The organism is Sedimentitalea nanhaiensis DSM 24252, assembly GCF_000473225.1.
In the GTDB taxonomy this organism is placed as follows: Bacteria; Pseudomonadota; Alphaproteobacteria; order Rhodobacterales; family Rhodobacteraceae; genus Sedimentitalea; species Sedimentitalea nanhaiensis.
Genome location: NZ_KI421509.1, coordinates 2,616,106 through 2,634,447, shown reverse-complemented (window position 1 = coordinate 2,634,447; position 18,342 = coordinate 2,616,106). Strand labels below are relative to the sequence as shown.

Genomic DNA, 18,342 nt, shown 5'->3' with positions numbered 1-18,342 from the left:
CGTTTTCAGTCAAAGGACCGTTTTCATGTCGCGATACAGCGCCGCCGAAATCGAAGCGAAATGGCAGAACGCCTGGGATCGGGCGGGGATTTTCAAAGCGACCCGAACCGCAGATCGCCCCAAGTACTATGTGCTTGAAATGTTTCCATACCCCTCGGGCCGCATTCACATGGGCCATGTGCGTAACTATACCATGGGCGACGTGATCGCACGCTACAAGATCGCGACCGGGCACAACGTGTTGCATCCGATGGGGTGGGATGCCTTTGGGATGCCGGCCGAAAACGCCGCAATGGCCATCGGCGGTCATCCCAAGACCTGGACCTATGATAATATCGCCGACATGCGCGCGCAGATGAAACCGCTGGGCCTGTCCATCGACTGGTCCCGTGAATTCGCCACCTGTGACCCGGAATATTACGGCCAACAACAGGCGCTGTTCCTGGACATGCTGCAGGCCGGGCTGGTCTATCGCAAGAACGCGGTGGTCAACTGGGATCCGGTCGACATGACGGTGCTGGCCAATGAACAGGTGATAGACGGCAAAGGCTGGCGCTCGGGCGCCGATGTGGAACGGCGCGAGTTGACGCAGTGGTTCTTCAAGATTTCAGACATGGCCGAAGAACTGCTCGAGGCGCTGGACGGGCTGGACAACTGGCCTGCAAAGGTGCGGCTGATGCAGGAAAACTGGATCGGCAAGTCGCGCGGGTTGGAGTTTTCGTTCGAGCGTACCGATGGCGGTGATCCAATCACGGTCTACACGACCCGCCCCGATACATTGATGGGGGCGTCTTTCGTCGGTATATCGCCCGACCACCCTATCGCTCACCAACTTGAGGCTCAAAACCCAGAAGTCGCAGATTTCGTTGCCAAATGCCGCAAGGGCGCCACCACTGAGGAGGCGTTGGAAAAGGCCGAGAAACTGGGCTTTGACACCGGTCTGACGGTGAAGCACCCGCTTGATCCAAACTGGGAACTGCCGGTCTGGATCGCCAATTTCATCCTCATGGATTATGGAAGCGGCGCGATCTTTGCATGCCCCGCCCATGACCAGCGCGACCTCGATTTCTGCCGCAAATACGACCTACCGGTGATCGAAACCTTTCGCGATTTGGGGGCACGGCAACAATCGGACCATGAGCTAAGCTCTTTTCCTTCGGAGGAATTCTTTGAAAATAGTCCCGTCTTCACAGACTACGAGAACCGGTTTGGTGACGAAGACAAGAAGATACAGAAATTTCAGAAGGTGACAGTCACTGCGTATGTGCCCCCAAAGACAGAAAAAGTTGCTTACCTGAGCAATCCCTTTGGATTGGGAACCACAACCGGTCAAGAGGCTGTCGACACCACCATCGACCTTGCCGAACAACAGGGCTGGGGCAAAAGCAAAACCCAGTATCGGCTGCGCGACTGGGGGCTTTCCCGTCAGCGCTATTGGGGCTGCCCGATTCCGGTGGTGCATTGCGACAGCTGCGGTGTCGTGCCGGAAAAGAAAGAGAACCTGCCGATCCGACTGCCCGACGACGTGACGTTCGACGTGCCCGGCAATCCGCTGGACCGGCACCCCACCTGGCGCGACTGCGCCTGCCCGTCCTGCGGCAACGCGGCAAAACGCGAAACCGACACCATGGACACCTTTGTGGACAGTTCGTGGTATTTCGCCCGCTTTACCGCCCCGGATGCGGATACGCCGACCCGGATGGAGGACGCCGAATACTGGATGAATGTGGATCAGTATATCGGCGGTATCGAACACGCGATCCTGCACCTGCTGTATTCGCGGTTCTTCGCCCGCGCCATGCAGATCACCGGCCATTTGCCGAAAAAGGCGATCGAGCCGTTCGATGCCCTGTTCACTCAGGGTATGGTCACGCATGAAATCTATGTCACGCGCGACGACCGCGATCGTCCGGTCTATCACCTGCCCGAAGACATCGAATGGCACGAAAGCGGCGCGCGACTGGGCGCGACCGGTAAGCCGGTGACCGTGATTCCATCGGCCAAGATGTCGAAATCCAAGAAAAACGTGGTGGACCCGATCAATATCATCAGCGCCTATGGCGCGGACACCGCGCGCTGGTTCGTGCTGTCCGACAGCCCCCCCGAGCGGGATGTGGAATGGACGGCATCAGGTGCCGAGGCCGCGTTCAAGCATCTGAACCGTGTCTGGTCGCTGTCCGAACGCATCGCCGAAATGGACGACGATGCAAAGGGCGACGGAGACGACGATCTGTTGCGCGCCATGCACAAGGCGACCTTTGACGTGACACAGGGCATAGAGAGCTTTGGGTTTAATGCCGCCATCGCCAAACTCTACGCCTTTGCCAATACGCTGGCCAAATCCAGGGCCGGAAAGGCAGCGCAACAACAGGCTGTCAAGACTCTGGCACAGCTGATGTCACCGATGACCCCCCACCTGGCCGAGGACATCTGGGCCCGTCAAGGCGATGCGGGTCTGGTGGCCACCGCCCCCTGGCCAGTGGCAGACGAAGCGTTTCTGGTCGAGGATTCGGTGACCTTGCCGATCCAGATCAATGGCAAGCGCCGGGCCGAAATCAACGTGCCGCGCGACATGACCAAGGACGAGGTCGAAAAATCCGTCCTGGGCATGGATGCGGTACAAAGGGCGCTGAACGGGTCGGCACCGAAAAAGGTGATCGTGGTGCCCGGCCGGATCGTAAATGTCGTTGTTTGACCGCCGCTCTGTCCTGTTCCTGCCGCTGGCGCTGGCCGCCTGCGGGTTTGAACCGGTCTATGCTCCGGGTGGCGCGGCCAATGCGTTATACGGCAAGATTCGGGTGGATGCCCCCGAAGGCGTGAATACCTATCTGCTGGTCCGACGCCTGGAAGAGCAACTGGGGCGCGCGCAGGTGCCGGATTATCGCCTGTCGATCGTGCTGGAAACCGGGATCCAGGGCCAGGCGATCACGGCCTCGGGCGACATCACCTTTTACAGTGTTCTCGGGTCCGCCCGGTACCGGCTGCTGCGGATCGACACCGAAGAGTTGGTTGCCACGGGATCGGTGGACAATTTCACCGGCTACTCCGCCACTGGCAACACCGCCGAAACACTGGCCGCTCAGCGTGACGCCCGCGAGCGTCTGATGGTGATCCTGGCCGACCAGCTCGCCCGCGACCTGTACATGACAGCGGATGTATCGGAATGAAACTGGCCACCCGCGACGCCGACCGCTACTTTGCCAAGCCCGATCCGGAGCGCGCGGGTCTGCTGATCTATGGTGGCGATGCGATGCGGGTGGCCCTGAAGCGCCAACAGGTCATCGCCGCCCTTCTCGGTCCTGCCGCCGAAGAAGAAATGCGCCTGACCCGTATGCCCGGATCCGATTTGCGCAGTGATCCCGCGCAGCTTTTGGATGCGGTCAAGGCAGTGGGGTTCTTTCCCGGACCGCGCGCGGTTTTTGTCGAGAGCGCAACCGATACGGCCGCCCCGGCAGTCCAGGCGGCGTTGCAGGACTGGCAACCGGGCGACGCCCAGATCATCGCCACCGCAGGTGCGCTCAAGGCCAGCTCGAAACTGCGCAAGATCTTTGAAACCAACCGCAACACCTATGCCGCGGGGCTGTATGACGACCCACCTGGACGGGCCGAAGTCGAGCGCATCCTGACACAGGCCGGGTTGCGCGCGATTCCTGACGACTGCATGGCCGCGCTGACGGATCTGGCTGCCGCAACAGGACCGGGCGATTTCACGCAAACCGTTGAAAAGCTGTTTCTTTTCAATCTGGGAGACAACAACCCCATGACCCTTGAGGATATTGCCGCTTGCGCGCCGCAATCGACCGAGGCGGGGCTGGATGAGGTGCTGAATGTGGTGGCGGACATGCGCGCGGGCGAGATAGGCCCGCTGATCCGCCGCCTGCAGGCGCAGGGCAGCAATGCGGTCGGCCTTTGCATCGGTGCGACCCGGCATTTTCGCAGGCTTTACAGCGCTGCGTCAGATCCCGGCGGCGCGGCGGCGGGGGTGGGGCGCCTGCGCCCACCGGTCTATGGCGCGCGCCGGGGTCAGATCGTGCGCCAGGCCCAGTCCTGGGGACCGGACCGCTTGCAAAAGGCGCTGACGCTGTTGACCGACACTGACCTGCAACTGCGCTCGGCCGGACAGACCGCCCCGGCAATGGCCGTGATGGAACGCGCGCTGATCCGCTTGGCGATGCTGGGAAAGGCTCGCTGACAGCGTCTGAACGGGAACGACAAGGATTACGATCACCCCGCCAAAACGGCAAAAGGAGCATATGAATGTACAAAGTATACGGCGGTATCGCCAGCCGGGCGTTCCGGGTCCTCTGGTTGCTCGAAGAACTGGGGCAGACCTATGAACTGATCCCCAGCAAACCGCACGACAGCGCTGTCATCGCGCTGAACCCGTCGGGCAAGATTCCGGTTCTGCAGGACGGCACAGCGGCGCTTACGGATTCGACCGCGATCCTGACCTATCTCGCGGACAAGCATGGCGGGTTCACCTATTCCGCAGGCACCATCGAACGCGCTCGTCAGGACAGTTTGACCCACGCGGTGCTGGACGAACTGGATGCTGTTCTGTGGACTGCGGCCCGGCACAGTTTTGTGCTGCCCGAGGAACGTCGGGTACCGGATGTCAAAGATAGCCTGAAATGGGAATTTGCCCGCAATCTGGACCGTCTTGCCGACCGGATAGAGGGGCCGTTCCTGATGGGCGAAACCATGACGATCGCCGATATCATCGCCACCCATTGTGTGAATTGGGCCATCGGTGCGAAATTTCCGGTCGAAAACGCAGCGATCTCGGATTATGCCGCCACGATGCGAGACCGCCCGGCGTTCAAGCGCGTGAGGGAGTTCCAGGCTGCATAACCCGCGAATGGGCGGCGGCTGCGCGCCCCGCCCAACGTCCGGTGGCCAGGCAGGCGGTCAACAGGTACCCACCCGTTGGCGCCTCCCAATCCAGCATCTCGCCGGCACAGAATACTCCGGGAAGGGCGCGCAGCATCAACCCGTCGTCCAGCGCCGCGCGCGAAACCCCACCTGCTGTAGAAATCGCCTCGTCCAGTGGGCGCAACCCGGCGTGGCGAACCGGAAGCGCCTTGATCGCATCGGCCAGCCCGACCGCATCGGCGGGCAACGGGCGACCGAATTCCTGCAATATGGCGGTGCGTGCCGGACCCAATTTCAGTACACGGCGCAAATGGTTCGACCAGCTGGTCTTGCCGCGCGGTCTGGACAGGCGCTCGATCAGGTCGGGCACGCTAAGGTCGGGCATCAAGTCCAAGGTCACCGCAGCACCTTGCCGCACCGCTTTGGACACGGCATAAACGCCGCCGCCCTCAAGACCACGACGCGATATCACCGCTTCGCCGCGCGTGCGCAGATGGCCTGCTGACAATGCAACCCCCTTGAGCGGCTGGCCCAGAACCGATTGCATATGATCAGACCAGTTCACCTGCAGCCCGGCGTTGGCGGGCGCGAACGGTGTCATCTCTACGCCCTGTTCCGCCAACAGTCTGGCCCAGGCGCCGTCCGATCCCAGCCGCGACCAACTGGCCCCGCCCAGGGCCAGCACGGTGACATCGGCGGGCATCGCAACCGGGCCGTGCAGCGTTTCGAACGTCGGTGCATTGCCGGCCGTCCAGCCCGTCCAGCGCCAGCGCGTATGCCGGGTGAGGCCCTGCCCGTCCAGCCGTTCGAGCCAGGCCCGCAACAGCGGGCTGGCCTTCATCTCTTCCGGGAACACCCGCCCGGTGCTGCCGGTAAACAGAGTCTGTCCCAGATCACGCGCCCAGCCCTGTACCGCCTCGGCGTCAAACTCCGCGATGATCGGTGCCAGCCAATCCGCCGCCTCGTCATAGGCCGCCAACAGCTGATCGCGTGGCGCGTCCATTGTCAGGTTCAGCCCGGACTTTCCTGCCATCAGAAACTTGCGCCCGACGGATGGTTTGGCCTCGGTCAGGGTCACAGCACAGCCCGCTCGCACCAATTCCTCGGCGGCCATCAGCCCGGCGGGTCCACCCCCGATCACCAGCGCGGTTGGCCGGCTCATGAGCTGATGCCCGGCAGTCCACCCTTCAGTGCGACCACAAGATTCGGGTACGGAATCCCGATGTCGTTGTCCTTGAGCGCGTTCCGGACCGCGACCAGCGCCTTGGGGCTGAATATACGGGCGAGCAACGGCAAGACCGGCGGCGCAAAGGACAGCACGAACCTGCGCGCGGTGTCGATCAGAGCCGGAAGACAGGCGGCGACCAGCAACCCGAATTGCATCCAGGCCACCGGCCTCAGCAGCCAGCCTTTGGCAAGGCTCCAACCTTGCAGTGCATGGCTCGCCACCTGCTGCACGATTCCCGGTTGGCCTTCCAAATCAAATTGCATCATTCTTGCCTATGTCGTGTATGCAATATCCCATGCCCGACCACACCTGCGGGATCAAGTTCGATGTTGATTGCACCACAGGACTGAATCTGCCCGTTGACCTGCCACAGGATATTTCCTCCGCCGTTGATTTGAGTCCACCCCAACCCCAACGTGAGGACGGAGAATGAAGCGAACGGGATCTGCGGACGAACAGATCAGCGGCATTGTCTGGCGGTCCTTCAGCGCAAGCCGGTTGCGCCCAGGAACGGCGCCCCCTTGCCGCGACACGCTGGACGCTCTTGAGCTGGGCGGTGGACGAGACACCGGCCTGGGGTCTGGGAAAGCCCGTAATCGTGGTATGCACGATCTGATTCCTGCGGCCCGGCACGCTGCACGAGCGGTCACAATCAAAGAGGGAACCCGGTTTGATTGTGACCGCTCGTGCAGATACGGTGTTGCCGGGTCGTCCGGTGGCATCGCTGTATGAAACGGATTTCGGCGTTTTGACCCACGACGGACGTCCGTGGGCGATCTCCGGCTAAAGGTCAGCCGACAATGCGATGAGATGGTTGTCGAATTGCAGATCCACTGCCTTCCGACGCAGGCCGGACACGCCGAGACGTCCGGCTCCGGTGGTAAAGATCAGCCCCTGTTCGGCCCCGGCGACACCGCAGATATCCGGCTCGTCCAGCAGCGAGACCATTTTTCCGGTATCGGTGTCAAACACCGCCATAAGCCCACCGCGCGGCGCGGTGAGAGCGACCTGTTTGTCGGCGCCAAAGGCGATGCTTCCGCCATAACCGCGCAACCTGCGCTGCACCTGGGGGATCGCCTTGAGCAGGCGGGCGTTTTGCCCCCGGCGATGCAACCCCAACAGCGGCGGATGAACAGTCGCGTCGCCCTGCCATTGCATCGCAAATCCCACCAACCCGTCATGCCGTGCTGCGAGATGCCGGATCGAATTCCGGCGCAGTTCGGGCAATTCCACCTGCTCCAGCACCGCCCCCGCGGACGAAAGATAGGTCAGGTTCGGGCGCATGGTCGGCAGGTTCAGCTTGGCCCGACCGCTGTCCGGATGGGTTTCAATTCCGCCATTTGCCACCACCAGATCATCCGAACCGGGCATGCGCCGGATTTCATGCGGACCGACCCCGCCCGAGTCGATCTCGCCCAGTCGGCGATACTCCGCGCTCACATCCCAGACCCCGATACATCCTCGCGCCATGTCAAAGTCGTTTTCGGTGGTGTAAAGTCGGCTGCCATCCCGCGAAAACGCGCCATGACCGTAAAAATGCCGCCCCTGAGGCGCGTTCAACCGGTGCAGAACCGCACCCGAACCGCAGTCGATGACCAGTGCATAAACACCTGGACGACGGGCAAAGGCCACCGCTTCGGCCCGGTCGGGGTGGGCAGCAGCGGCATGCCCGCGCGCGGGCAGCACAACCCGAAACAGTTCGCTCAGATCCGCGCCCAGACCAACAATCACATAGGTCCCCGAAGCCTCCCGTGCGGCGCTGAGATACCGAGGCGACCCCACACTGGCCCAGCCGGTCGCAGGCACAAACCCGGCAGCGCACAGGCCCGACAAAAAGGCACGACGCCCCGTTTTGAACTTGGATGGTTCTAACATGGCTAATCGATGCCCCCGGTGCCGGATCCGCTTCCAAACACGAGGAAACGGAACGACGTTAGGCCCCGCACACAAAAATGCAAAGCGTCAAATGTGCCTGTTTATGCGGCTACTCGCGCAGCGCTGATTGATTTTACCGCCAAAAAATCCGTGCGTCACGGGCATTAGGTCTCAGCGGCACAGGGCTGCGTTCGCGCAACGCCCGATCACCGCACGCTTCGACGGCAATCTGGCTCCCCTGCGCGATCAAATCGTCATTGCCTCCCCGCTTTCGCCTATTGTGGCCCGATCTATTGAGCCCGATGGGGACCGCATCCGAATACGTGACAAGCCCGCCGGGGCTTTCCCGAGCGAGCGTGGGTGATAGAAGGAACCTGACCCTGAGTCGCGAACTTTTGATCGGTAGAAACAGCCGCCATATCTAAAGAGGATAGACACCGATGTGTGCAACAGCCACGTTTCACGACCTTCAGGACGCCTCCGTCTTTATCACTGGCGGAGGCTCGGGCATTGGCGCATCCTTGACCGAGGGTTTTTTGCGTCAGGGCGCGCGCGTGGCCTTTGCCGGACGCTCGGACGCCACTGAATTTGTTGAACGGATGCAGCGGGAGAGCGGCCAGCGCCCGCTGTTCATCCAATGCGACATCACCGATATTGACGCGCTGAAGGTCGCCATCGCACAGGCATCTCAGGCGCATGGACCGATCAGGGTTCTGGTCAATAATGCGGCCAACGACCAGCGCCACAGCACCGAGCAAGTGACAGAAGAGTTTTGGGACCGGGCGCAGGATATCAATCTGAAGGCCCATTTTTTTGCCTGCCAGTCGGTGGTCCCGGCTATGACGAAGGCGGGCGGCGGGTCAATCATCAATTTCACCTCGATCAGCTACATGATGGGAAACGCCGGGTATCCGGCCTATGTCGCCGCAAATTCCGCGCTGAACGGCATGACACGCGCATTGGCGCGTGAATTCGGTCCAGACGGCATTCGCGTCAACGCGCTCGCCCCCGGCTGGGTGCTGACCGACAAGCAGTTGGACAAATGGGCTACCCCCGAGGCACTGGCCGCGCATCTGGACCGTCAATGTCTGAAAGCGCATTTGAAACCAAAGGATATCGTCGATGGTGTCCTGTTTTTGGCCTCAAACACCAGCCGGATGATGACCGGACAGGCGCTGGTGATTGATGGCGGCGTGGTGGTAACAGGATGATCGCGGATGTGACCAAAAATTTGAACTGGATCGCGGTCGATTGGGGCACATCGCGTCTGCGCCTGTGGCTGATGGATGCCGCCGGAAAGATCCTCGATCATCGGACCTCGGATCAGGGCATGGCATCCCTGTCGCCGGATGGGTTCGAGCCCGCGCTGTTGGCTTTGTTGGGCGATGCCCTGCCAGAAAACGGCCACGTGCCGGTGATCTGCTGCGGCATGGCCGGGTCGCGTCAGGGTTGGGCAGAAGCGCCCTATGTGCGGACCCCGTGTGCGCCCCCGTCCATCGGCAATGCAACCCAGGTCGCGACCGGAGATCCGCGGTTGCAGGTTTTCCTATTGCCCGGTCTGGAACAGCAATCGCCCGCCGATGTGATGCGTGGCGAAGAGACCCAGATCGCCGGATTTCTGTCGACCGAGCCGGATTTTGACGGCGTTCTCTGCCTGCCCGGCACCCATTGCAAATGGGCGCATATCAGCGCTGGCGAAGTGGTCAGCTTCCGCACTTTCATGACCGGCGAACTGTTTGCCTTGCTCAGCGGCCAATCCGTATTGCGCCATTCGGTTTCGACCGGCGGTTGGGACGACGATGCATTCAGGACCGCCGTAGGCGAAGCGATGGCGCGACCGGCCGCTGTATCGGCCAGCCTGTTTTCGATCCGGGCCGAGTCGCTGTTGAACGGAATGCCCGCCGATACGGCACGCGCGCGCCTGTCGGGACTGCTGCTGGGCCTGGAACTGGGCGGGGCGCGGCCCTATTGGCTGGGCCGTGATATTGCCGTTCTGGGCGAAAGCGGAATCGCAGCGGCCTATTGCAACGCGCTTGCCGCTCAGGCAGCCCAGGTTCGCAGCGTTCCCGGCCAGCACATGACCCTGAATGGTTTACGGGCCGCACGGGCGCACATTGGAGAATTCAAGCCATGAAGCGTGAAATCATCGCCATCCTGCGAGGCATCGAGCCGCACGAGGCCCGCGCCATCGCTGATACGCTGATCTCCGCCGGGATCACCCGTATCGAGGTGCCGTTGAATTCGCCCGACCCGCTGAACAGCATCGCGCAGATGCTTGATCAGGCCAAAGGGCGGGCTGTGATCGGTGCGGGCACCGTTCTCGACGCCCAGGACGTCGCGCGTCTGGCGGCGATTGGCGCGCAAATGGTGGTATCGCCAGATTGCAATCCCGAGGTCATTGCCGCCAGTAAATCTGCGGGCTTGCTGTCGTACCCCGGTGTGCTGACCCCGACCGAGGCCTTTGTCGCACTGCGGGCGGGGGCCGACGGGCTCAAGCTCTTTCCCGCTTTCAAGGTGGGGCTGGACGGGCTGTCCGCCCTCAAGGCTGTGCTGCCGCCGGACACCAAGACCTATGCGGTTGGCGGGGTTGGGCCGGACGGGTTTGCCGACTGGCGCAAGGCCGGAATCACCGGGTTCGGCATCGGAACCGGTATCTACAAACCCGGATTTACAGCCGGCGACGTTGCCGCCCGCGCTGCCGATATCGCGTCTGCCTATGACGCGGCCTTTGGATGACCGAGGCGCAGACCTTCAGCGATACGGCCTGTGCCCTGGGCGAAGGCCCGCTCTGGCATCCCGAACGCGAGCAACTGTTCTGGTTCGACATTCTGGGCAAGCGGCTGCTGACGCGGACCCAAGCGGGCGAACATCATTGGCAATTCGATGAATGCGTTTCGGCCGCAGGCTGGGCGGATCGAGACATCTTGCTGATCGCCAGCGAAACCGGGCTGTATCGCTTCGAAATCGAGACCGGGCATCGCGACCTTGTTATCGCGCTGGAGGCAGAAAATCCTGTCACCCGCAGCAACGATGGGCGCGTGGACCCCTGGGGCGGGTTCTGGATCGGGACCATGGGGTATGACTCTGAACCGAAGGCCGGGGCCATCTACCGCTGGTATCGGGGCGAATTGCGCAAATTGGTTGATGCGGTCACGATCAGCAATGCGATCTGCTTTGCCCCTGATAAAAGTTGTGCCTATTTCACCGACACGGCAGATGGCCGGATCCTGCGCCAGCCATTGCAAGCCGCGGACGGCTGGCCTGACGGCGAAGCCCAGGTGTTCCTGGATTTTCGCAACGACCGATTTTGTCCCGATGGCGCGGTTGTGGACGCCGACGGTTGCCTTTGGAGCGCCCAATGGGGTGCCGGGCGCGTCGCGCGCTATGATCCAGATGGTCGATTTTTGTCTGCCGTAACCGTACCCACACCACAAACCTCCTGCCCTGCCTTTGGCGGTGCCGACCTGACAACACTATACATCACCACCGCTGCAGTCGGAGTGGATCAGCCACCCGCCGGCCAGACCTTTGAATATGCGTCCGGTATCGTCGGACAACGCGAACATCGGATCATTCTCTGAGCCCCCCAACGCTGCGTACACTGGGCATATGTCACTGGGCATATGTGGCTAATTCGAACTTTGACCGAGCGCGATTTGATCGCAAGACGCCCGGGCAATGGATCGCGGCTGAGGTGCTGGGGCTGGCCGAGCACGCCCACCTTGCGCATGATCCAAGCAATGGATTAAAAAATCGGCCACCGCTCAAGTGCGAGGGGCATCCGGCCCGGTCGGCGGACGAAATCGAGGCGTCCGCGCGTTCTGGCCTTTCGGTTCTATTGCGCGGGCGTCTGATGCCGGGTGCTTGGACCGGGGAATGCTGACCGGAGGGCTGGCAAACCTTCCACAAGCAGAAAACCGGCGGCGAGGAAATTCTGAATGCCCCAAAACACCCATGTTTTTATGGTGACCCCGGCAGGACTTGAACCTGCAACCTATCCCTTAGGAGGGGATTGCTCTATCCAGTTGAGCCACGGGGCCATCTCGATCTCTCTTAACCCGGAAAATCCGGATTGTCATGAGCATTGCAGTAAGGTTGATCCCAATCCATTGTTCGCGATAACATCTCTGCAACACTATATGGAAAGCCCAGCCTGTGAAGCTTGAAACCAAACGCCCGTTGACCCTGCGCGATGTCTCTGAAGCGTCGGGGGTTTCAGAAATGACCGTCAGCCGCGTACTGCGCAACCGGGGCGATGTATCGGATGCAACTCGGGCGCGGGTTCTGGCCGCTGCCAAGGCGCTGGGATACGTGCCCAACAAGATTGCAGGGGCCCTGGCAAGCAACCGGGTGAACCTGGTTGCGGTGGTCATCCCGTCGCTGTCCAACATGGTGTTCCCCGAAGTTCTGACCGGGATCAACCAGGTGCTCGAGGACACTGAACTGCAACCCATTGTCGCCGTCACCGACTATATGCCCGAGAAAGAGGAAAAAGTTCTGTACGAGATGCTGTCCTGGCGGCCCTCTGGCGTGATCATTGCCGGGCTTGAACACTCCGACGCCTGCCGGGCCATGCTCAAGGCCGCCGGTATTCCGGTGGTCGAGATCATGGACACCGACGGCACACCGGTGGATTCGATGGTGGGAATTTCTCATCGCCGCGCCGGGCGCGAAATGGCTCAGGCGATCCTGAAGGCCGGGTACCGCCAGATCGGATTCATGGGCACCAAGATGCCGCTGGACCATCGGGCCCGCAAACGGTTTGAAGGGTTCACCGAGGTGTTGGCCAAGAACGGTGTCGAAATCCAGGATCGCGCATTCTACTCGGGTGGCTCGGCGCTGGCCAAGGGGCGTGAAATGACCCAGGCCATGATGGAACGTTCGCCCGATCTGGATTTCCTTTATTATTCCAATGACATGATCGGTGCCGGCGGGCTGCTTTTCCTGTTGGACCAGGGCATAGACGTGCCGGGGCAGATCGGGCTCGCCGGGTTCAACGGGGTCGAGCTTTTGCAGGGCCTGCCGTGTAAACTGGCCACGATGGACGCCTGCCGGCTCGAGATCGGGCGCAAGGCAGCGGAGATCATTGCCGCGCGCCTGTCTGAACCGCCTGTAGACACAGAAACAGCAATCACACTGACCCCGACCATTGCCTTTGGCGACACCCTGAGGCGGCGCTGAACAGGGTGGCGGTTACCCAACTCGCCAACCGCGAGGCCCGGTTGCTGTTCATGGATCGGCATGCGCTGGCAGAATCTACGGCTGGTCAGGCATGGGGCGAGGATTTGTTGGCGCTGATTCACCGGTTGGGTTTTGTTCAGCTGGACAGCATCAACACCGTTGCCCGCGCCCATGACATGATCCTGTACTCAAGGCGGCCCGCCTATCGCAGCGACAATCTGAAACGCCTCTATGAGTCCGATCGCGCCTTGTTCGAGCATTGGACCCACGATGCGGCGGTGATTCCGATGGAGTTCTACCGCCATTGGCATCTGCGGTTTCAACGTGACGCCGAGCGGCTGAAAGCGCGCTGGTCCAACTGGCGGCGCGACGGGTTCGAGGCCCGGTTTGACACGGTATTGGCCCATGTGCGCGATCACGGACCCGTGTGTTCTTCGGACGTGGGCACGGACGAGAAGAAGGGCAGCGGCGGCTGGTGGGACTGGCACCCTTCAAAGACCGCGCTGGAGTACCTGTGGCGCAGCGGCGCCCTGACCGTGATTGGGCGAAACGGCTTTCAGAAACGTTATGATCTGACAGAACGGGTGATCGAAACCGGCTTGCAACCGTCAACTGACCAACGGGATTCTTCGGAAACTATCGACTGGTGCTGCAATGCCGCGCTGGATCGGCTGGGATTTGCCACATCGGGCGAGTTGGCCGCGTTCTGGGCTACGGTCACCCCGACCGAGGCGCGCGACTGGTGCGCGGCGGAATTGGCGGCGGGGCGGATCATACCGGTCGATATAGCCTGTACCGATGGCAAGACGCGGCGCTGTTTCGCGCGCCCGGACGTGCGGGACCAGGCGCGGTTACTTGCACCGCCTCCGGGCCGGATCCGGGTGCTCAGCCCGTTCGACCCCGCCCTGCGTGACCGCAACCGGGCGCAGCGATTGTTCGGGTTTCACTATCGGATCGAAGTTTTTGTCCCCGCTGCCAAACGCACCTATGGCTATTACGTCTTTCCGCTGCTGGAAGGCGACCGGCTTATCGCGCGTATCGACATGAAAGCGCAGCGCGACACCGACCGGTTGGCGGTCACCGCCCTTTGGCCGGAGCCGGGCGTCCGCTGGTCACCGGCACGCACCCGCCGGTTGGAGGCCGAATTGCAACGCGTTGCCCGGTTCACCGGCCTGGCGCGGGTTACATTTGCCGATGGCTGGATGCGTGACCCGGTCCGGCAGGCCAGAGCGCCCTCAGCCCGGTAACAGAAACAATGTGATCGCCGGGAACAGCACCAGGATGACCACCCGGACCAGATCGGATCCGACAAAGAACATGACCGCCTTGTAGGTTTCGATCATCGAGGTCTGACGATCCATCGCATTGATGATAAACAGGTTCATCCCCACCGGCGGCGTGATCAGGCCGACCTCGACCACGATCAGAACGAGAATCCCGAACCAGATCGCCAGATGCTCGGGGCTGAGCCCGAAATCAAGCACGCTGATCACCGGAAAGAAGATTGGGATGGTCAGCAGGATCATGCTGAGACTGTCCATCAAACATCCGAACAGCAGGTAGAAAACCAGAATCAGCGTCAGTACGGTCCAGGGGCTGAACCCTTGGCTGACAACATAATTTGACAGCTCCTGCGGCACTTGGGTCAACGCCAGAAAGCCGTTGTAGAAACCCGCACCCAGAACAATGAAGAAGATCATCGCGGTGGATCGCGCTGTAACGTAAAAGCTGTCCATCAGGGTCGACCACGTCAGCCCGCCATTCAGCAGGGCGATGATCCCGGTCCCTGCGGCGCCGACCGCAGCGCCCTCGGTTGGGGTGAACCACCCCGCATAAATGCCACCGACGACCAGAAGAAAGACCAGAAGGACCGGCCAGACATGAAAGAGGGCCGCGAACCGTTCGGCCATGGGCACCGGCGGGCGGGTTCCTGCGGCTTCGGGATGCAACCGCACATAGATCGAAATCGCAATGACATAGCCAAGCGCGGCCAAGAGACCGGGAATGAAAGCCGCGAGGAACAGTTTCGCAATGTTCTGCTCGGTCAGGATGGCATAGATCACCAACACGACGGAGGGTGGGATCAGGATGCCCAGCGTCCCCCCGGCGGCCAGAGTCGCGGTCGAAAATCCGCCAGCATATCCATATTGCTTAAGCTCGGGCAGCGCGACCCGCCCCATGGTGGCCGCAGTTGCAAGCGAGCTGCCGCAGATTGCACCAAACCCCGCGCAGGCGCCGATGGCCGCCATGGCCACACCGCCCTTGCGATGTCCCAAAAACCCCTCGGCCGCTTTGAACAGGGCCGAGCTCATCCCGCCCAGGGTCGCAAAATGGCCCATCAGCAGGAACATCGGCACGATGGTCAGCGAATAGCTGGAAAAGGTGGTGAAAGTTTCGTTCTTGAGACGGGAAAAAGCCATGTTGGTGCCATCGGTGACGATGATCAACCCAACCAGCCCGGTCAAAAACATCGACAGACCAATTGGCACCCGCAGAAAAATCAGCACCATCAACGCCGGAAAGGATGCGATTCCAATCTCCAGCGCGCTCATGATCCAGTTTCCACGCCGTCCCAGATGACAATGCGGCCTGTACCGAATTCATAGATCCGAACCGCCGCCACATAGGTACCGACAACCGCCGCAACCACGGCCCCGAACAGGCTGGCGGCATAAGCCCACCAAATCGGAAATTGCAGCAAAAAGCTGGTTTCATTATAGCGCATCTTGGATAGCATCCCGTCATAGAGTTTCCATGCGATCAGGATCAACACTGCGGCAAAGACGATCTCGGTGATCATGCGCAGAAACCTGTTCACAGCTGCGGAAAACCTGTTGGTCAGAATATCGACCGAAGCATGTCCGGCCGTGATCTGGCACAGCGGGATGAAGGCAAAGATGGCAAAGGCGACGCCGGATTCGACCAGTTCGAAATCGCCGTTCACCGGGCCGACACCCAGATCGATCATCCATCGTGCAAATCCGGGCGCCATGGTTTCCATCAACGGCCCGTGAAAAAAGCCATTCAGCAAGCGGCCCAGAATGGAAATGCAGGTCAGCACGATCAGCAGCGTCAGGACAAATCCGCCCAGCAACGCCATGAATCGCGCCAACCCCATCATGAAATTCTTCATAGGCCTATCCTGGCTGTTTCCCGGCACGTCAGGGCCGCAACGACTGGATCGTCACGGCCCCCCACTGTCGAATGACACCTATTCGGTATACTTGTCGATCAGCATCCGCGCTTCGTCGATCAATGCCTGACCGTCGATACCCTTGCTGTCCATATCGGCGATCCAGGCATCGTAGATCGGCTGGCTGGCTTCTTTCCAGACCGCTGTCTGCTCTGCGTCCAGGGTGATGATATTGTTACCCAGATCGACTGCGATCTGACGTGCCGGACCATCCGAGTCGGCCTGGGTTCCGCCGGCAAAAACCGAAAACTCCAGCCCCGAATTGTCATCGATCACCTTTTTAAGATCGTCAGGCAAACTTTCGTATTTTTCCTTATTCATCGCCAGAACGAATGTCAGCACATACAGCGCATTGCCGGTGAATTCGGTATGGTTGCGCACAAGCTCCGGAACCTTCAGCGCCGGTGTTACCTCCCACGGGATGGTCGTGCCGTCGATCACACCCTTGGACAAGCCTTCGGAAACCGCTGGCACGGGCATGCCCACAGGCGTTGCCCCCAACTCGGTCAACAGCGAGTTGATCGACCGCGATCCACCACGGATTTTCATGCCCTGCAGGTCTTCGGGTTTTTCCACCGGCTTGTTGCTGTGAATCATGCCCGGGCCATGCACCCAGGTTCCAAGGATATGCACATCCTTGAAATCTGTATCCTTCCAGTGTTTCTCGAACATATCCCAATAGGCATGACTGACTGCGCGCGCATTGGTCATCATGAACGGAAGCTCGAACACTTCGGTGCTGGGGAAGCGCCCCGGTGTATAACCGACAACCGTCCAGACAATGTCAGCGACACCATCGACCACTTGATCCATCAGTTCCGGTGGACGTCCTCCCAATTGCATCGACGGATAGCGATCCACCTTGATCCGTCCTTGCGAATCCTTTTCGACATTGTCCGCCCAGACGTCCAGGATCAATTTCGGCACATTGGCCTGGGCTGGCAGAAACTGATGCAGCTTCAGCGTCACTTCCTGCGCTAGCGCCGATGTTGTCATGAACCCGGTGGCCAGCGCGGCAACCGCTGCCGCCCCCGCCAGGCCCAAGAGCTTTCTCCGATAGGTCATGTCGTTCCTCCCTGTCTGACCACTTATTCTATTAATAGAATGGTTTTGCCAAAAACAGCAACGCCCAGCTCGCTCTCGGTCATGGCGGCAGCCGTTTCCATACGCACAGGAACGCCTGCCCGCTCACATCCGCGGCACAATGCGCGACGGTTCGAACCGGTGTGGCGGGAGAGACAGTGTGCCGGCCAATGTGGCGAAAGGCAGCCGGGCGTTTGCGTTTCGGCTATTCCGGTCGCGTCAGGGTCAGAGATATCGGATCCAATCCGTCGATGCCGCCGGTGATCGCGTCACCCGCCACAACTGGCCCAACCCCTGCAGGTGTCCCCGTCAAAATCAGATCTCCCGGTCGCAAATGATAGAAACCGGACAGATGCACAATGATCTCATCCAGCTTCCAGATCAGCTCGGCCAAGGTCCCATCCTGCCGGATCTCGCCATTGACCGAAAGGTGAATACGCTGATTGGTGATGGGCGTCATGTCGTCAGCCTTGGTCATTGGCGCAAAAACGGCGGAATTCTCGACATCCTTGCCCAGCGACCAAGGGCGTTGCTTCGCCCGTTCGCTGAGTTGCAGATCGCGGCGCGTCATGTCCAGTGCACAGCAATACCCATAGATTGCAGATCGCGCCTGATCCGTGTCGGCCCGAAACACCGGGCGACCGATCGCCAGGGCCAACTCCATCTCATAATGGTAATTTTCCGTACCCGGCGGATAAGGCACATGCGCGCCGCTCGACACGGCCGCCGCCGGAGATTTGGTGAAATAGAACGGCTTCTCCCGATCGACCTCGACCCCCATCTCGGCAGCGTGGGCGGCATAGTTGCGCCCAACACAGAATATCCGACCGATGGGATAGGTTGCAGTCTCGCCGTTGACCCGGATTCCGGGCACGACTGGAATATCAAACAGGCTTGCAGTCATTTGTCG

17 protein-coding genes and 1 tRNA gene are annotated in these 18,342 nt (G+C 60.9%); 10 read left to right on the top strand and 8 right to left on the bottom strand.

What is annotated here, in order from left to right; genetic code table 11:
* Positions 1 to 25 precede the first annotated feature (25 nt).
* From NANH_RS0114745 to NANH_RS0114730, 4 genes are all read left to right on the top strand, one after another.
* Complete coding sequence (locus NANH_RS0114745) at positions 26 to 2,695, top strand: leucine--tRNA ligase (RefSeq protein ID WP_027262742.1); 2,670 nt, start codon at positions 26 to 28, stop codon at positions 2,693 to 2,695.
* Entirely contained in the window at positions 2,682 to 3,167 is a 486-nt protein-coding gene (lptE, locus tag NANH_RS0114740) for an LPS assembly lipoprotein LptE (protein WP_027262741.1), read from the top strand. Before NANH_RS0114745 ends, lptE begins: the two co-directional genes overlap by 14 nt.
* Positions 3,164 to 4,192 (top strand): DNA polymerase III subunit delta, encoded by a 1,029-nt coding sequence (holA, locus tag NANH_RS0114735; RefSeq protein WP_027262740.1) that lies wholly within the window; start codon positions 3,164 to 3,166, stop codon positions 4,190 to 4,192. The genes lptE and holA overlap by 4 nt, the downstream gene beginning before the upstream one ends.
* A gap of 65 nt (positions 4,193 to 4,257) precedes the next feature.
* Positions 4,258 to 4,851 (top strand): glutathione S-transferase family protein, encoded by a 594-nt coding sequence (locus NANH_RS0114730; RefSeq protein WP_027262739.1) that lies wholly within the window; start codon positions 4,258 to 4,260, stop codon positions 4,849 to 4,851.
* Here NANH_RS0114730 and NANH_RS26270 read toward each other — a convergent pair.
* The 3 genes from NANH_RS26270 to NANH_RS0114715 form a co-directional block, all read right to left on the bottom strand.
* Positions 4,820 to 6,034, bottom strand: a complete 1,215-nt coding sequence (locus NANH_RS26270) for a TIGR03862 family flavoprotein (protein ID WP_036049881.1) — start codon at positions 6,032 to 6,034, stop codon at positions 4,820 to 4,822. The two genes, NANH_RS0114730 and NANH_RS26270, sit on opposite strands and share 32 nt — an antisense overlap.
* Complete coding sequence (locus NANH_RS0114720) at positions 6,031 to 6,363, bottom strand: hypothetical protein (protein ID WP_139236391.1); 333 nt, start codon at positions 6,361 to 6,363, stop codon at positions 6,031 to 6,033. Before NANH_RS0114720 ends, NANH_RS26270 begins: the two co-directional genes overlap by 4 nt.
* A gap of 520 nt (positions 6,364 to 6,883) precedes the next feature.
* Complete coding sequence (locus tag NANH_RS0114715; RefSeq protein ID WP_027262737.1) at positions 6,884 to 7,975, bottom strand: DUF1513 domain-containing protein; 1,092 nt, start codon at positions 7,973 to 7,975, stop codon at positions 6,884 to 6,886.
* 440 nt (positions 7,976 to 8,415) lie between these two features.
* Here NANH_RS0114715 and NANH_RS0114710 point away from each other — a divergent pair, with 440 nt between their 5' ends.
* From NANH_RS0114710 to NANH_RS0114695, 4 genes are read left to right on the top strand one after another with little or no spacing between them, the layout of a single operon-like run.
* Positions 8,416 to 9,186, top strand: coding sequence for an SDR family NAD(P)-dependent oxidoreductase (locus NANH_RS0114710; protein WP_027262736.1), 771 nt, complete (start codon positions 8,416 to 8,418; stop codon positions 9,184 to 9,186).
* The gene (locus NANH_RS0114705) at positions 9,183 to 10,109 is read left to right on the top strand and encodes a 2-dehydro-3-deoxygalactonokinase (RefSeq protein ID WP_027262735.1); all 927 of its coding nucleotides are present in this window, start codon (positions 9,183 to 9,185) and stop codon (positions 10,107 to 10,109) included. Before NANH_RS0114710 ends, NANH_RS0114705 begins: the two co-directional genes overlap by 4 nt.
* Positions 10,106 to 10,711 carry a 2-dehydro-3-deoxy-6-phosphogalactonate aldolase gene (locus NANH_RS0114700; protein ID WP_027262734.1) on the top strand — a complete coding sequence of 202 codons (606 nt, stop codon included), beginning with the start codon at positions 10,106 to 10,108 and terminating at the stop codon, positions 10,709 to 10,711. Before NANH_RS0114705 ends, NANH_RS0114700 begins: the two co-directional genes overlap by 4 nt.
* Complete coding sequence (locus NANH_RS0114695; protein WP_027262733.1) at positions 10,708 to 11,556, top strand: SMP-30/gluconolactonase/LRE family protein; 849 nt, start codon at positions 10,708 to 10,710, stop codon at positions 11,554 to 11,556. The genes NANH_RS0114700 and NANH_RS0114695 overlap by 4 nt, the downstream gene beginning before the upstream one ends.
* 382 nt (positions 11,557 to 11,938) lie before the next feature.
* On the opposite strand, the gene NANH_RS0114690 is transcribed toward NANH_RS0114695, so the two are convergent.
* Positions 11,939 to 12,015: transfer RNA gene (locus NANH_RS0114690), tRNA-Arg, on the bottom strand.
* Positions 12,016 to 12,130: 115 nt separating this feature from the next.
* Here NANH_RS0114690 and NANH_RS0114685 point away from each other — a divergent pair.
* The gene (locus NANH_RS0114685; protein ID WP_027262732.1) at positions 12,131 to 13,156 is read left to right on the top strand and encodes a LacI family DNA-binding transcriptional regulator; all 1,026 of its coding nucleotides are present in this window, start codon (positions 12,131 to 12,133) and stop codon (positions 13,154 to 13,156) included.
* A gap of 5 nt (positions 13,157 to 13,161) precedes the next feature.
* Positions 13,162 to 14,403, top strand: a complete 1,242-nt coding sequence (locus NANH_RS0114680; protein ID WP_027262731.1) for a winged helix-turn-helix domain-containing protein — start codon at positions 13,162 to 13,164, stop codon at positions 14,401 to 14,403.
* On the opposite strand, the gene NANH_RS0114675 is transcribed toward NANH_RS0114680, so the two are convergent.
* From NANH_RS0114675 to NANH_RS0114660, 4 genes are all read right to left on the bottom strand, one after another.
* A complete protein-coding gene (locus NANH_RS0114675) occupies positions 14,392 to 15,708 on the bottom strand; it encodes a TRAP transporter large permease (RefSeq protein WP_027262730.1) in 1,317 nt (438 codons plus the stop codon). The genes NANH_RS0114680 and NANH_RS0114675 overlap by 12 nt on opposite strands.
* A complete protein-coding gene (locus NANH_RS0114670) occupies positions 15,705 to 16,289 on the bottom strand; it encodes a TRAP transporter small permease (protein ID WP_027262729.1) in 585 nt (194 codons plus the stop codon). Before NANH_RS0114670 ends, NANH_RS0114675 begins: the two co-directional genes overlap by 4 nt.
* Before the next feature lie 78 nt (positions 16,290 to 16,367).
* The gene (locus tag NANH_RS0114665; RefSeq protein WP_027262728.1) at positions 16,368 to 17,414 is read right to left on the bottom strand and encodes a TRAP transporter substrate-binding protein; all 1,047 of its coding nucleotides are present in this window, start codon (positions 17,412 to 17,414) and stop codon (positions 16,368 to 16,370) included.
* A gap of 223 nt (positions 17,415 to 17,637) precedes the next feature.
* A complete protein-coding gene (locus NANH_RS0114660; protein WP_027262727.1) occupies positions 17,638 to 18,336 on the bottom strand; it encodes a fumarylacetoacetate hydrolase family protein in 699 nt (232 codons plus the stop codon).
* Positions 18,337 to 18,342: the final 6 nt, after the last annotated feature.

What these genes read in the sequence shown, in the direction of transcription:
- NANH_RS26270 (WP_036049881.1), bottom strand. Translation starts at nt 6,034, where the DNA reads ATGAGCCGGCCAACCGCGCTGGTGATCGGGGGTGGACCCGCCGGGCTG.
- NANH_RS0114720 (WP_139236391.1), bottom strand. Translation starts at nt 6,363, where the DNA reads ATGCAATTTGATTTGGAAGGCCAACCGGGAATCGTGCAGCAGGTGGCG.
- lptE (WP_027262741.1), top strand. Translation starts at nt 2,682, where the DNA reads ATGTCGTTGTTTGACCGCCGCTCTGTCCTGTTCCTGCCGCTGGCGCTG.
- NANH_RS0114745 (WP_027262742.1), top strand. Translation starts at nt 26, where the DNA reads ATGTCGCGATACAGCGCCGCCGAAATCGAAGCGAAATGGCAGAACGCC.
- NANH_RS0114730 (WP_027262739.1), top strand. Translation starts at nt 4,258, where the DNA reads ATGTACAAAGTATACGGCGGTATCGCCAGCCGGGCGTTCCGGGTCCTC.
- NANH_RS0114695 (WP_027262733.1), top strand. Translation starts at nt 10,708, where the DNA reads ATGACCGAGGCGCAGACCTTCAGCGATACGGCCTGTGCCCTGGGCGAA.
- NANH_RS0114660 (WP_027262727.1), bottom strand. Translation starts at nt 18,336, where the DNA reads ATGACTGCAAGCCTGTTTGATATTCCAGTCGTGCCCGGAATCCGGGTC.
- NANH_RS0114670 (WP_027262729.1), bottom strand. Translation starts at nt 16,289, where the DNA reads ATGAAGAATTTCATGATGGGGTTGGCGCGATTCATGGCGTTGCTGGGC.
- NANH_RS0114665 (WP_027262728.1), bottom strand. Translation starts at nt 17,414, where the DNA reads ATGACCTATCGGAGAAAGCTCTTGGGCCTGGCGGGGGCGGCAGCGGTT.
- NANH_RS0114700 (WP_027262734.1), top strand. Translation starts at nt 10,106, where the DNA reads ATGAAGCGTGAAATCATCGCCATCCTGCGAGGCATCGAGCCGCACGAG.
- NANH_RS0114675 (WP_027262730.1), bottom strand. Translation starts at nt 15,708, where the DNA reads ATGAGCGCGCTGGAGATTGGAATCGCATCCTTTCCGGCGTTGATGGTG.
- holA (WP_027262740.1), top strand. Translation starts at nt 3,164, where the DNA reads ATGAAACTGGCCACCCGCGACGCCGACCGCTACTTTGCCAAGCCCGAT.
- NANH_RS0114710 (WP_027262736.1), top strand. Translation starts at nt 8,416, where the DNA reads ATGTGTGCAACAGCCACGTTTCACGACCTTCAGGACGCCTCCGTCTTT.
- NANH_RS0114715 (WP_027262737.1), bottom strand. Translation starts at nt 7,975, where the DNA reads ATGTTAGAACCATCCAAGTTCAAAACGGGGCGTCGTGCCTTTTTGTCG.
- NANH_RS0114705 (WP_027262735.1), top strand. Translation starts at nt 9,183, where the DNA reads ATGATCGCGGATGTGACCAAAAATTTGAACTGGATCGCGGTCGATTGG.